This is a genomic window from Cryobacterium sp. MP_3.1 (assembly GCF_035984795.1).
Taxonomy (GTDB): Bacteria; Actinomycetota; Actinomycetes; order Actinomycetales; family Microbacteriaceae; genus Cryobacterium; species Cryobacterium zongtaii.
Genome location: NZ_JAXCHV010000013.1, coordinates 50,241 through 64,895 on the forward strand (window position 1 = coordinate 50,241; position 14,655 = coordinate 64,895).

At 67.8% G+C, this 14,655-nt stretch carries 5 protein-coding genes; all 5 read right to left on the reverse strand.

The window, feature by feature from the left end; all coding sequences use genetic code 11:
- Positions 1-18: 18 nt before the first annotated feature.
- Positions 19-5,382 (reverse strand): Ig-like domain-containing protein, encoded by a 5,364-nt coding sequence (locus RCH12_RS10320; RefSeq protein ID WP_327016803.1) that lies wholly within the window; start codon positions 5,380-5,382, stop codon positions 19-21.
- Positions 5,383-5,535: 153 nt separating this feature from the next.
- Positions 5,536-10,848, reverse strand: a complete 5,313-nt coding sequence (locus RCH12_RS10325; RefSeq protein WP_327016804.1) for an Ig-like domain-containing protein — start codon at positions 10,846-10,848, stop codon at positions 5,536-5,538.
- Positions 10,849-10,851: 3 nt separating this feature from the next.
- Complete coding sequence (locus tag RCH12_RS10330; RefSeq protein WP_243399236.1) at positions 10,852-11,577, reverse strand: hypothetical protein; 726 nt, start codon at positions 11,575-11,577, stop codon at positions 10,852-10,854.
- On the reverse strand, positions 11,561-13,273 hold the full coding sequence (locus tag RCH12_RS10335) for a serine/threonine-protein kinase (RefSeq protein ID WP_327016805.1): 1,713 nt from the start codon (positions 13,271-13,273) through the stop codon (positions 11,561-11,563). Before RCH12_RS10335 ends, RCH12_RS10330 begins: the two co-directional genes overlap by 17 nt.
- Positions 13,273-14,646: an FHA domain-containing protein gene (locus RCH12_RS10340; protein ID WP_327016806.1), complete on the reverse strand. Its 1,374-nt coding sequence runs from the start codon at positions 14,644-14,646 to the stop codon at positions 13,273-13,275. Before RCH12_RS10340 ends, RCH12_RS10335 begins: the two co-directional genes overlap by 1 nt.
- Positions 14,647-14,655 lie beyond the last annotated feature (9 nt).

Below are 14,655 nucleotides of genomic sequence, written 5' to 3' on the forward strand. Positions count from 1 at the left end.
TTGGTTCTAGTGAGTTCATTACGGTGTTCCCCCGCGTGCGGGAAGCGAGTCCCAGTTGGTTATCGTGTCCGACCAGAAGACTTCCCCGCCCGCGGACACGAGGCGAACCCGAATCGAGTCGCCGTTGCGTTTGCCCAGACCGTTTTGAATCACCAGGGACCCGTTCGCCCCGATGCTGTAGCCCACCTCGGTCAGGCCGGAGTTGCTGCCGTTGACGAATGTCGACACCCGGTAGTTGCCCGGTTTGAAGTCGCGGTAGTCCACGCCGACGTAGTGGCATCCGGGGCAGTACGGTGCTGGCCCAGCCTTGAAGATGGTCGCGCTGGGCGGCGGCGGCGGCGGAGTCGGTTGCGGGGTCGCGGTGTCAGAAGACGTCCAGTCGCCACAGCCACGGGGGTTGCACGCCCGCACCCGGTACTGGTGCGGCTGGTCGATGGCTCCCTTGGCGGATGCCGCCCTGGTTCCGTTGGTGGTCCCGTTGGCCGCGGTCCCCTTGATCCACTCGTATTCGTAGCTGCTCACTCCACGGCCGCCGTTGCTGCCGGGAGCGGCCCAGCTGAGGCTGAGGTCTCCCGTGCCCGTCCCCGGCGCCTTGAGGGTGGCACTGGCCGGCGCTCCCGGCTTGCCGTACGGGGTGACGGTGGGGCTCGAGGCCGACGGGGTGGAGTCGCCGAGAGCGTTCCGGGCGGTCACGGTGAAGGCGTAGTTGGACCCGTTGGTCAGGCCGGTGATGTCGTGGGTGCCGGCGCTCTTCACCGTCGTGGAGCCGCCGCCCCACCGGATGGTGTAGTCGATGATCTCTGAATTGTTCGACGACGGGGCGGTGAAGCTCACCGTGGCGCTGCCGTCGCCCTCGACCGCGGTCGGCGCCTTGGGGGCATCCGGGTTGTTGCGGATCACGAAGGTGATCCTGGCCTTGGTCTGGCGGGCTGGGTCGCCGGTGGCGTCCTTGATCGTGTAGACCACCGTGAGAGTGCCGGTGGCGCCCGAGCCGGTCTTGATGGTGACGTCGTTGCCGGTGAACGCGACGGATGCGGAGCCGACCTGCTGTTCGATGACCGCGCCGATCACCACGAGCGGCTTGCCGTCCTTGGCGAAGGGGTTGTAGTCGTTGTTGAGCACGGGCACTGTCTCCGAGGTGCTCGGCCGGGTTTCGATACCTGCGCCGTTGGGGCCGGCATCGTCGACGGCCTGGGGAACGGGACGGGTGGACGAGACAACCGTCACCTCGATCGAGCCGGGGATGGTGAATTCCTTGTACGTGACCGAGAACGTGAGCTTCACCTTGGCGCCCGGCTGGGTGCCCAGCGGTGAGGAGATGGTGAGGTCGGCTCCGGCGAGGGTCGCGGCGACGGCGCCGCTCGTTCCGCTGAGCGATCCGTAGCTGACCCTCTGGATGATGTCGGGGTTGGGGTGTCCGGTCGAGTTGCGCAGGTTCACGACCTGCGCACCCTCGCCGGCCTCCACGGTGACCTTGGACGGGGTGAAGGTCGGAGCGACGTCCTCGAAGTTCGGGTCGCCGACGGTGATCGGGATGGTGAGGGTCGCCTGGTTGCCCTTGGGGTCTCCGGCACCGGTCCCGTCGGTCACCACGAAGGTCAGGGCGGCGGGCCCTCGGTAATCGGCCGCGGCCACGAAGCTCAGTGACGTGGAACCGTTCATGGCGTTCGAGCCGTCGCTGTTGGTGGCGGTGGCGCTGAGCAGCACGGCGGGGCGACCGGAGGGAACCTCGACGATGTCGCTGAGGGACCAGCTCTTCGAGCCGTTCATCTTGATGACCTGCGGGCCGATGTCCTTCAGGAAGGGCGGCGGGAAAACCTCTTCTTCCGGGGTCGGTTCGGCGCTCGGTTCGGCGTTCGCGGGATCAGACGGCTTCGGGGTGTTCGGCTCCGGCATGGCCGGGACGATGATGAACGCCGTGGCGCTGAGCTTGTCGACCTCGTTGGTGAGCCTGTAGGCGATCGCCTGACGCTCGAAGGTGGGCTCGACTCGCACGACGCCGTTTGACTGGATGGCGCCAGAGGCGGCGTTGGGTCCCTCCAGGCTGATGACCAGCTCGTCGATCAGGCCGCTCGGGTTCTCGGCTCCCTCGAGCGCGTCGATGTCGACGGCCTGGCCGGCCTGAATCTCTTCGGGTTCGACGAGGTGGTCGATCGCCACGGGGTACTGGGCCTTGGCGTCCTCGGTGACCTTCACCTGGATGAAGGCCGTGTCGGCGCCGCCGTGCCCGTTGGTGATCTCGTAGCGCAGCGTGTACGTGCCTTCCTCGGCGGGTGTTTCCACGATGACGCGACTGCCCTCGACGGTGGCGATGATGCCGGGATCGACCTCGGGCAGCTTCTCGGAGAGGGTGAGCTTGTACCCGTTGGGGTCGGAGTCGTTGAGCACGACCGGGATCGATCCGGTGCGGCCGGGTTTGATCTCGATGGCGTCGTCGATCGCGCTCGGCGCGAGCAGTTCTACGGGGCGAGGGATCACGCCGATGCGCACGGAGCCTTCGGCGGTGGCGCCCAGGGTGTCTTCGACCTGGTAGGTGAAGACATCCGTGCCCGCCGTGCCCGGGTAGGCCTCGTAGATGAAGAAATCGCTGCCCGCCTCGACGATGCGGCCGAGCTCCGGTGCGCTGGTGACGTCCTTCAGGTACACCGAGTCGCCGTCGGGGTCGATGCCATCCAGCGGTACCTGCACCTTGATGGTGGATTCGGCGAAGGTGCGCATGGTCAGCGGCAGCGGCGTGGGCGGCCGGTTGTTCTTCTCGTCCATGGCGGTGACGGTGAACCGCACCGTGGCCGTCGCGGTCTCGGCGAAAGCGTCACTGATGCTGTACACGACACTGTAGGAACCGGCTTCCTGGGGCGCCTGGTAGCGCACCTGGTTGCCCGTGACGAAGGCCAGGCCGCCGACATTGGCGGTGTCGGCCAGGTCGGCGGCGACCGTCATGGTCGCGGAGTCGGGGTGGTAGTCGTTGTCGAGCACCGGAACGGAGACGATGTCGCCGGCGCGCACGCTCACCGAGTCGTCCACCGCGACGGGAGGCTGGTGCTTCACCAGCGGCGGCACCGGCACGACGGTGACGCCGGCGGTTGACGTGCCGTCGCCGTCGCTGATGGTGTAGGTGAACTGCACCTGCTCGGTGAGCGCGGCGGCGGCGGTGACGCGCAACACGGTGTTGGTGAGGATCTCCACGGTGACGAGGTCCTGCGTCGCGGTCAGGTCGACGGACTGCACGGCGAGGACCCGGCCGCTGGGTGAGACGTCGTTGTCGAGGACCGGGATCATCACCGGTTCGCCGGCGCGCAGATACGCGGTGTCCTTGACCGCGATCGGCGGTTGCACGTCGTCGGGGTTCTCCAGCACGTCCACCCGGATCAGGCCGACGCTGGAGGTGGCGCCGGCGCCGAGGCTGTACGTGAAGACGTAACTGCCGGCCTTGTTCGCGGAGACGGCCACGGTGCCGCGCTCGAGGTTGGGCACGGCGGTGAGGTCGTTGGGTACCTCGTTGACCCCGATCAGCGCCAGCGGCGCACCGGAGGGGGTCACGTCGTTCTTGAGCGGTTCGATCAGGGCCGTCTCGCCCAGGAACACGGTGGTGAAGTCCGGAGTGCCGATGGGGTTGAGGCTGCCGGGCGCCTTCACGTCAACGGTCAGCACGCCGGTGGCGGTCAGCAAGCCGTCGGAGATGACGAACTGCACCTCCTTGACTCCCAGTTCGGCGGTCTTGGATTCGAAGGTGACAAAACCTTCCGGGCCGAACCGCACACCGTCACCGGTGGTCGGCGAGGCCGAGACCAGGTAGATGTCGTCGCCGTCGGGGTCGATCCAGTCCGAGAGCACGTTGTAGCTGACCAGCTGGCCCTGCTCCACGCTGATGGCGCCGGCCCGGTTCGACACCGGGGCCAGGTTTTCCTCCATCGGCCGCATGGTCACGTTCACCTGTGCCTCGGCGACGGCGCCGCGACCATCGGCCACCGTGTACCGGAACGACACCGTGCCGGCCGCGTCCTCGGCGGGGGTGAACTGCACGGCCCGGCCACCGTCGATGTAATCCAGGCTGCCCTGGGCCTGGGAGAAACCGCTCAGATTCGACACCGTGAGCACGTCACCGTCGGGGTCGGTATCGTTCTCCAGAACCGGCAGCACCGTGGTCTTGCCCGGCCGCACCCCGTACGCGTCGTCGCGCGCCAACGGGGCTCGGTTCACATCGGTGCGCTCAGCGATGGTGTCTTCGAACGACTGCTGGGCCGCCTTCTCGGTGCCGTCCTCAGCATCGGACTCCTCGGGCGGGGTGACCTCTTCCCAGTTCTCCACCAGGCGCATGTTCGAATCGACCAACCAGACGTTGCCGTTGGAGAGGTTGTTCAACGCGATCACATCACGGTTGACCCGAAACTCCAGCACCGACCCCTGGGTGGGCTGCTCGATGGTCTCCCGCAACACCTCGGAACCCTCACAGGCAGCGAGGTAACGCTGCGCACCCGACCAGGCCGCGTGCGCGCAGCCGTTCAACCAGACCGGCGCCGACACCGATTTCGGATCGGTCACGGCGGCATCCAGCTTCGCGTCGACCGTGACGATGTCGCCGCCGTTCAGCGGCACCCTCAGCAGCGCCTTCGTGGTCGCCACCAGCGCCACGTCGTTCTCGGCCCCGGTCTGCTGCAGCTTCAGAGCGGTCTGGGGAACCTCAATGCTCTCACCGTCGACAACGAGCCGATGGTTCTCCGTGTCCAGCAGAACGGCGGTGTCCCCCACCGCCGCGATCTGGAACTCGCCGAGCTTGGGCAGGTCGGTTTCGGCGGCCTCGGGTTCCTCGGCCGTCGGGTCGAAGCTGGTGAGGGTCTTGTCGGTCTTGGAGGCGCCGAAGACCACGCCGTCCTGCGAAACGGCGATGTGGCCGCCCTTGCCCAGTTTCATCACCGGGTCGGTGGCCTTGGGGTCGAAGCTCAGTTCGCCCGCGGCGTTGATCACCCAGACCTCTCCGGTGGACTGGTTCATGACCGCGATGGAGTCGCCGCCGTAAGCGATCTCAGACCCCTGGGCCACGTCGACGCGTTCGCCGAGGGTGGTGAAGGCCGGGTCGATGCGTTCGATGGTGCCCGCGCTGCCGTCGATCAGGAAGACGTCTTCGCCGTCCTGCGCGACGTCAAAGGTGCTCGATGAGGCGTTGACCGAGGCGTTCAGCTCTTCGATCTGCCGGTTCAACCGGCCGGCCAGCAGCTCTTTGCCGTTGGTGACCCAGACATCGCGGGCGGAGAGGTCGACATCCGTCACCGGGAAACCCTCGTGCAGCACCGCGAAGGACAGCGGCACACCCGCCAGCACCGACAGCGCCACCACGGATGCCGATACCCTTCGGCCACGCAACCACGAACTCAGGGTCCCCACCCGATTTCCCCCAAATGTGATGTTGATGCGTGTACGTGAAAAAGTATGGCCTATCGCGCCGTGACCTTTGGCACTGTCCCCTGACCGGCTCTTACGCTAACACGCGAACGGGGGCCACCCGGATGGGCAGGGGTACCCGTTCGTGCGTGTTCATCAGCAATTCGGAATGATCGTGCCGTTGGTGTCCGAGATCCGGATGAACCAGCCGTCGTAGCTGCGGTCTTCGATCTGGAAGTAGTACCAGTTCTTGCCGTTTCGCACGGACAGGCAGATCGCATCGATCACGGTTCCGGGCTGCAGGTAGCCACGGGGGTTCATGGTGCAGCCCGAGTTTCCGTTGGTGACGGGCTTGTTGTAGGTCGAGTCCGGTTCGGGGCAGGCCTGCTGGGTGACCGAGTAGCCGTAGTGGGTCGGCGCCCAGGCCGGCGGAGGCGGTGGCGGTGTCGTGGGTGTCGCGGCGTTCGAGGTGGTCCAGTCGCCGCAACCGCGCGGGTTACAGGCCTGCACCCGGTACTGGTACTGCGTGTTCGCGGATCCGGTGGCGGAGGCGGTCGTGGCGCCACTGGTCGAGCCGTTGGCCGCGCCGCCGGTGACCCACTCGTATTTGTAGCCGCTGACCCCGCGCCCGCCGGTGCTGCCCGGTGCGGCCCAGCTGAGCCCGAGCGCACCGTTGCCGCTGGCCGACGCCGTGAGATTGGCGCTGGCGGGAGCGCCGGGCACTCCGTAGGGGGTGACCGTGCTGCTGGATGCCGAGGCGTTCGATGTGCCCTTGGCGTTCTGTGCCGTCACCTGGAACGCGTAGCTCTGTCCGTTGGTGAGTCCGGTGATGTCGTAGGTGCCGGCGCTGGTCACATTCCTGGAGCCGCCGCCGGTCCAGCTGATGGTGTAGCCCGTGATCGGGGAATTGTTCGAGGAGGGCGCCGCGAAGCTGATGGTGGCTGCGGCATTGCCCTCGGCTGCTGTGGGCGCGTTGGGGGCATCGGGACGGTCCCGGATGACCAGGGTGATGCGTCCCTGGGTGGCTCTGGCCTGGTCCTTGGTCGCGTCGAGGATGCGGTACACGGCGGTGAGGGTGCCGGTGGCACCGGGTCCCGTCGTGATGGTCACCCCGCTCGCGGTGTAGGAGACCGACGCCTTGCCTCCGGTGACGTCCTGTTCGATCGTCGCGGACACCACGGTGAGTGGTTTGCCGTGCTGCGCGAAAGGGTTGTAGTCGTTGTCGAGCACGGGTACCTGCACGACCGAACTCGGTGTGGTTTCGATGCCGGCACCGTTGGGTCCGGCGTCGTCCACGGCCTGCGGCACGGCCCTGGTCGAGGACACGACAGTGACATCCACCGAGCCGGGGATGGTGAACTCTCGGTAGGTGACGCTGAAGGTGAGGCGCACCCTGGTGCCGGGTGGGGTGCCGAGTGGGGAGGAGACCGTGAGGTTGGCTCCCGAGATCGCGGCGGCGACATCCGCTGTGGCGCCGGCCAGGGCGCCGTAGCTGAGGTTTTCGATGATGGCCGGGTTCGGATGCCCGCTGGACGAACGGAGGTTCACCACGGTTGCGGACTCACCCGCTTCGAGGGTGACCTTGGGCGGGGTGAAAGTGGGGGCGACGTCTTCGAAGTCGGGGTCGCCGACGGTGATCGGGATGGTGAGGGTCGCCTGGTTGCCCGTGGCGTCGTCGGCGCCGGTGCCGTCGGTGACCACGAACGTCACCGACGCCGGGCCGCGGTAGTCTCTGGCGGCCACAAAGCTCAACGAGGAGCCACCGGCCACCTTTGAACCGTCACTGTTGGTCGCGGTGGCGCTGAGCAGCAGCGCGGGGCGGCCGGAGGGCACCTCGACGATGTCGCCGATGGTCCAGGACTTGGACCCGTTCATCTTGACGACCTGCGGGCCGATGTCTTTCAGGAACGGCGGCGGGAACTGCTCTTCTTCTGGGGTGGGTTCGGTGGACGGCTGGTTCACCGGATCCACGGGTTTGGGCTGCGGTGGCACGATGATGAATGCCGTGGCGCTGAGCTGATCGAGCTCATTCGTGAGCCTGTACGCGATCGCCTGCCGGTCGGTGGACGGTTCGACCCGAACCGTGCCGTCGGCCTGCAGGGCACCGTTGCCGGCGTTCGGGCCCTCGAGGGTGATCACCAGGTCCTCGATCAGACCGCTGGGGTTCTCCGCCCCGTCGAGTACCGCGACGTCGATCGGCGTTCCGGCCAAGACCTGGTCGGGTTCGACGAAGTGGTCGATCGCGACCGGGTACTGCGCCTTCGCGTCCTCGGTCACCTTCACCTGCACGAACGCCGTATCGGCACCGCCGTGCCCGTTGGTGATCTCGTACCGCAGCGTATAGGTGCCTTCCTCGGCGGGTGCCTCCACGATCACCCGGCTGCCGTCGACCGTGGCCGTAATGCCGGGGTCCACCTCGGGTAGCTTCTTCGACAGGGTCAGCTTGTACCCGTTGGGGTCGGAGTCGTTCAAGACGACGGGGATCGATCCGTCGCGGCCGGGCTTGATCTCAATGGCGTCATCGACCGCGTTCGGGGGCAGCATAGCCACCGGGCGCGGGATCACGCCGATCCGCACCGTGCCCTCGGCCGTCGCACCGACGGTGTCCGCGACCTGATAGGTGAACGAGTCAGTGCCGGCAGTGCCGGGGTAGGCCTCGTAGATGAAGAAATCGCTGCCCTGGTCCACGATGCGGCCCAGGGTGGGAGCAGAGGTGACGGCGGTGAGGTACACCGAATCGCCGTCGGGGTCGATGCCGTCCAACGGAACCTGCACCTTGATCGTCGACTCAGCAAACGTGCGCATCGTCAACGGCAGCGGGGTGGGCGCCTGATTGTCCGCCACGTTCACGGCGATCACGGTGAACCGTACGATGGCTGTCGCAGTCTCCTGGAAGGCATCCGAGATCGTGTAGGCGATGCTGTAGGCGCCGGGTTCGGTGGGCGCCTGGTAGCGCACCTGGTTGCCCGTGACGAAGGCCAGCCCGCCGGCGTCGGCGGTGTCGGCCAGGTCTGGGGCGACCGTCATGGTGGCGGAGTCGGGGTGGTAGTCGTTGTCGAGCACAGACACACTCACGATGTCGCCGGCGCGCACGCTCACGGAGTCGTCGACCGCGACGGGCGGCTGATGCTTGATCAGCGGCGGCACCGGCACAACGGTGACCCCGGCGGTTGACGTGCCCTCGCCGTCGCTGATCGTGTAGGTGAACTGCACCTGCTGAGTGAGAGCAGCGGATGCGGTGACCCGCAACACCGTGTTGGTGAGAATCTCGACCGTGACGAGGTCGTCGGTGCTGCTCAGGTCCACGGACTGCACCGCGAGGACCCGGCCGCTGGGCGAGACGTCGTTGTCCAGCACCGGGATCGTGACGGGTTCGGCCGCGCGGAGGTAGGCGGTGTCCTTGACGGCGATCGGAGGCAGGATCTCCGCGGGGTTCTCAATCACGTCGACGCGGATCAGGCCGACGCTCGACGTGGCGCCGGCGCCAAGGCTGTAGGTGAAGACGTAACTGCCGGCTTTGCCCGACGATACGGCGATCGTGCCACGTTCCAGGTTCGGCACGGCGGTGAGGTCGTTGGGTACCTCGTTGACCCCGATCAGCGCCAATGGGGCTCCCGACGGAGTCACATCGTTCTTGAGCGGCTCAATCAGTGCCGTCTCCCCCACGAACACCGTGCTGAAGTCCGGTGTCCCGACCGGGTTCAGCGTGCCCGCCGCCTTCACGTCAACGGTCAGCACGCCGGTGGCGGTCAGCAAGCCGTCGGAGATGACGAACTGCACCTCCTTGACTCCCAGTTCGGCCGTCTTGGATTCGAAGGTGACAAAACCCTCGGGGCCGAACCGCACACCGTCACCGGTGGTCGGCGAGGCCGAGACCAGGTAGATGTCGTCGCCGTCGGGGTCGATCCAGTCCGAGAGCACGTTGTAGCTGACCAGCTGGCCCTGCTCCACGCTGATGGCGCCGGCCCGGTTCGACACCGGGGCCAGGTTTTCCTCCATCGGCCGCATGGTCACGTTCACCTGTGCCTCGGCGACGGCGCCGCGACCATCGGCCACCGTGTACCGGAACGACACCGTGCCGGCCGCGTCCTCGGCGGGGGTGAACTGCACGGCCCGGCCACCGTCGATGTAATCCAGGCTGCCCTGGGCCTGGGAGAAACCGCTCAGATTCGACACCGTGAGCACGTCACCGTCGGGGTCGGTGTCGTTCTCCAGAACCGGCAGCACCGTGGTCTTGCCCGGCCGCACCCCGTACGCGTCGTCGCGCGCCAACGGGGCTCGGTTCACATCGGTGCGCTCAGCGATGGTGTCTTCGAAGGACTGCTGGGCGGCCTTTTCGGTGCCGTCCTCAGCATCGGACTCCTCCGGCGGGGTCACCTCTTCCCAGTTCTCCACCAGGCGCATGTTCGAATCCACCAACCACACGTTGCCGTTGGAGAGGTTGTTCAACGCGATCACATCACGGTTGACCCGAAACTCCAGCACCGACCCCTGGGTGGGCTGCTGGATCGTCTCCCGCACTACCTTCGAGTCGTCGCAGTCGGCGAGGTAACGCTGGGCACCCGACCACGCCGCGTGCGCGCACCCGTTCAACCACACCGGCGCCGACACCGACGCGGGATCGGTCACGGCGGCATCCAGCTTCGCGTCGACCGTGACGATGTCGCCGCCGTTCAGAGGCACCCTCAGCAGCGCCTTCGTGGTCGCCACCAGCGCCACGTCGTTCTCGGACCCGGTCTGCTGCAGCTTCAGAGCGGTCTGGGGAACCTCAATGCTCTCACCGTCGACAACGAGCCGAAGGTTCTCCGTGTCCAGCAGAACGGCGGTGTCCCCCACCGCCGCGATCTGGAACTCGCCCAGCTTGGGCAGATCACTCGTCTCAGGTTCGGCCGCGTCCTCGGAGGACGGGTCGTAGCTGAGGAGGCTCTTCTCGGTCGACGAGGCTCCGAAGACCACGCCGTCCTGCGAAACGGCGATGTGACCGCCCGCACCGAGTTCCATCACCGGGTCGGTGGTTTTGGGGTCGAAGCTCAGTTCGCCGGCGGCGTTGAGTACCCACACGTCACCGGAGGGGGCCATCACGGCGATCGTGTCGCCGCCAGAGAGCACCTCGGAGCCGGGCGTCACGTCGACACGTTCGCCCAGGGTGGTGAAGGCGGGGTCGATGCGTTCGATCGAGCCCACGCTGCTATCGATGAGGAAGACGTCATCGCCGTTCTGGAGCACGTCGAAGGCGCTGGACGCGGCGTTGACCGAGGCGTTGAGCTCCTCGATCTGCCGGTTCAACCGGCCGGCCAGCAGCTGTTTACCGTTGGTGACCCAGACATCGCGGGCGGAGAGGTCGACATCCGTCACCGGGAAACCCTCGTGCAGCACCGCGAAAGACAGCGGCACGCCGGCCATCACCGACAGGGCCACCACCGAAGCCGACATCTTGCGGCCGCGCAACCACGAACTCAGGGTCCCCACCGGTCACTCCCCCTCGGCCGCCCGGTCGAGAAGGACAACATCGTCCAGACTCACCAGCCGGGTGGCGACGGCGTACTCCACCAGTCGAGCCCGCCGATTGGTGGCCAGATGGCCGGTACCGCCGCGGAGCCCGGCGACGCCGAGCTTGTCGAGTTTGCTGCAGACATTGTCGAGCTTGCGGTTGAACGTCGTCATGCTCCAGCCCAGCCGGGCCGCGGCCTCCGCCGAGCTGGGAATGGCGCCCCGCCCGGGCACGGCCTGGGTGAGGATGCTCTCGGAGAGGGCCACGATCAGCAGGCGCTGACTTGTCGTGAGGGTCACCGGCAGGATGGTGGTGGTACCGCCCTCGTGCGAGGCCGACAGCGAGGTGTTGTAGAAGTCGGACTCGGCGTGGATGGTGAAGTCGTAGGTGGACGAGCCGGCGCTGAACATCACGTGCATGGTCTGGAAGACGATGGGCAGTTTGGCGCCGGGCGCCAGCCAGGCCTGCACGGTGCCGGTGGTGTCCGACACCGTCGCAGACAACAGGTTGCCCACGTTCGCGATCCACCACATTCCGTAGTCCTCGTAAAGGCGCAGGAAGGTGCGGTGCAGATACGGATTGTCGTCGACGGTGAGGTCGGACTCACGCCCGATCGAGAAGTCCGCTCCGGGCTCCACCCCGTACCACTCGCCGCAGAATTCAATCCGCAACGGCTGCACCGGCGTGATCTCAGCGGTTGCAGGCACGGTTGGCCTCCGAAATCTTGCCGTCGGTGCGTTGCAGATAGATGTCCACGCAGACCGTACTGCCGGGCACGACGCCGTCAACGGTGATGTCGGCGACAGTACTGAGCTTGGGTTGGTTGGGGGTTTCGGCGCGAGCCCACCTGTAAACGTCGCCGTCCGACGGGGACGGGTTGCTGACCGTGAAGGTGACCTGACTGCCGTCTTCGGAGGTGGCGGTGCCTTCGAGGACCGGCGCCGGCACTCCGGCGGCGGAATTCACGCTGTCCGGTTTGGCCGGTACCGGAGAGGCGGTGGGGGTCAGGGCGGAGTTGTCGATGCCGGTGAGGGTGACCGCGGCGACCACGGCGCCGATCAGGAGTACGGCCGCGGCTATGGACCCGATCATCACCAGGCGGCGACGGCCGGATGCGTTCACTATCGGGGCATCGTCGGCGGCGGCCGCCGAGACTGGTTCCTGGGCTCGTACCGAGCCGCGGGGGCGTACGACGGTGGCTTCCCTGGCCGGGCTGGAGGTGCCGGAGGCGGGCGTGCCGGCGTCGGCGCTCCTGGCGGGAGCACTGCCGGATGGGGCGCTGCCCGGTTCGATCACCCGGGCGCCGCGCACGCGTGTCGCGTCGGCCTGATCCGGCTCGGCGGGCGGCGCTGCGGGCGTCGCCGGGACGGCTCGGGCCGGGGCCGGGGCCTGCGCGGCGATCGACACCACGGAACGCGCCCGGGTCTCGTCGTCGCCGGCCGGCGCATCCGGTTTGCCGTGCTCGGTACCCGCGATGGTGGGGATGTCGATGCCCGTTGGCGCGTAGCCGAGTTCGAGCTCCACCCGCTGCAGGGCGCGAGCGAAGTCCACGGCGGTGGCGAACCTGTCGTCGCGTCGGGTGGCCATGGCCTTGGCCAGGACGGCCACGAGCGAGCGCGGCACGTCGTCACGGCCGATGGGGGTGATGGCACCGCGTTCGATGCGACCGATCAGATCGAGGGTGCCGTTGGAACGCCCGTGGATCTCGAACGGCGTCTGTCCGGCCAGGAGGGTGTGGATGGTGGCGGCCAGCGAGAAGACGTCGCTGCGCACGTCGGGCCGCGGGTCGTCCTCGAACATCTCCGGTGGCGACCAGGGCACACTCATGCCGACCGACTGGCTTTCTCCGGTGCCGGTGGACTCCGACCCGGCCGGGCGGTGGTTGCCGGTGCTGGTTTGCACGGGCAGTTCTTCGTCGAGGCTCGACGAGATGCCGAAGTCGGTGAGGGCTGGCCAGCCGAAGTCGTTGGTGAGAACGTTGGCCGGTTTGATGTCGCGGTGCAGGATGCCGGCCGAGTGGGCGGTCGCGATCGCGCCGGCCAGGCGCACTCCGGTGCGCAGGGCGTCCTCGACCCCGAATTTCTGGCGCTTGTAACGTTCGGCCAAGCTCGGGCCCGAGCAGTGCTCCATCACGAAGTACGGCCGGCCATCGCCCGCGACATCGGCGTGGTAAATCGTGACGATGTACGGATGGGTCGACAGTTGCGCCATCAGGTTGGCTTCGTCGACGAACTGCGCCTGGGTGGAGGGGTTCAGCTGTTCGGTGAGCAGGACCTTCACCGCGACCCGGCGCCGGGGCAGGCGCTGCTGGTAGAGGAACACGTCGGAGAAGCCGCCGGAGCCGAGGACGGAGACATATTCGTAGCCGGGCAGTTCCGGGGCGACGGACGGTGCGCGGCGCATCACTCCTGGCCGACCGTGAGGGTGATGCCGCTACCGAGGTCGATGACGGTGCCCACGATGACCGCGGTGGGTTCGCCCTGGCGCAACTTCTGGGCCGGCTTGCCCGGCAGCACGACCAGGGTGCCGTTGCGGGAATGCAGGTCGGTGACGACGACGGTGTCGCCCTCGACGGTGAAGTGCACGTGGTTGCGCGACACATCCTGGTCGGCACCGCCCAGGCTCACCAGTTTAGGCACGAGGCCGCCGGAGATCTTGCTGACGCTCGGCGCCCGACCCACCCGGATCGGCTGGCTGAGCGGTTCCCGCACCCCGCTGGGCAACAGCAGGTAGAGCCGAGGCGCGACGGCGGCTGGTTCGGCGGCGATACGGCGACGCGAAGCGCGCATCCTCTGGATGTCACCGCTCATCACGGTGTGGCCGTCGTGGTCGCCTGGCAGGTCGCCGTCGAGCTCGTCCTCGTCAGGGTCGTCGTCGTCAGGGTCGGTGTCGTCAGGGTCGGTGTCGGAGGGGCCGACATCTGCCTTCGCGACGGGCTCGTCGTCATCGGCCTCGGCTTCAGGCCGCACGGCCGCCTGCTCGACACCGCGCATCACGGTCGCACCGAACAGGTGGTCGTAGCCGCCGGCGGGGTCGGCGTCGGGCTCCGGGGCGGGCTCGGCGGGCGGTGCGTTGGCCGGCTCCGCCGCCGGGATGTCGGAGATGGTCTGTTCGCTGGCCGGTTCGGCGATCGGGCGGGCCGGCGGCAGCGGCGGCGGTGCGGTCTTCGGCGCTGCCGGCGGCGGCACGATCTGCGCGGTCGGTTGCACTCGAGCGGGCTCGACTCGGGTCGGCTCTGCCCGAGTCGGCTCTGCCCGACTCGGCGACGCCGCACTGGCGCCGTCGACGGCCAGGCGCAGGCGACGGGTGCGCACCATGCCCGCCCGGAGGGGAAGGCCGGCCCCGAGTGGCAGGGCGGCGAGGTCATCCGTCCCGATCGGGTCGGCATCCGCAACAAGGGGCACAGCGGTCACCGAGAGCGCGGTGACGTCCGCGACGGAGCGCTCCACCCAGGTTGAGATGCCCAGGCCGCCGATCGACAGGTCACCGTCGGCCGTGGTCAGAACGACCTCGACTTCTCCACGCACGAAGACCCGTACCGTCGCCGGCACGGAGTCATCCCAGGTGAGAAGGGCGAACGGCGGAGTCTTGGACAGGCCGCCGGCGGTGAGTTCGTCGAGCACGGCTCGGGCACCCTGCTCGGTGGACCCGGCACCGACCAGGCTCGCCCAGACGCGGGCGCCGGCGGCGGAATCGTCGGCGGGCAGAACCACCAGACGGTCCCCCGTCGCTGCCGCCAGCCATCCGCCCCGGTTGTCGTCGTCGTACGAAAGCACAGATCCCCC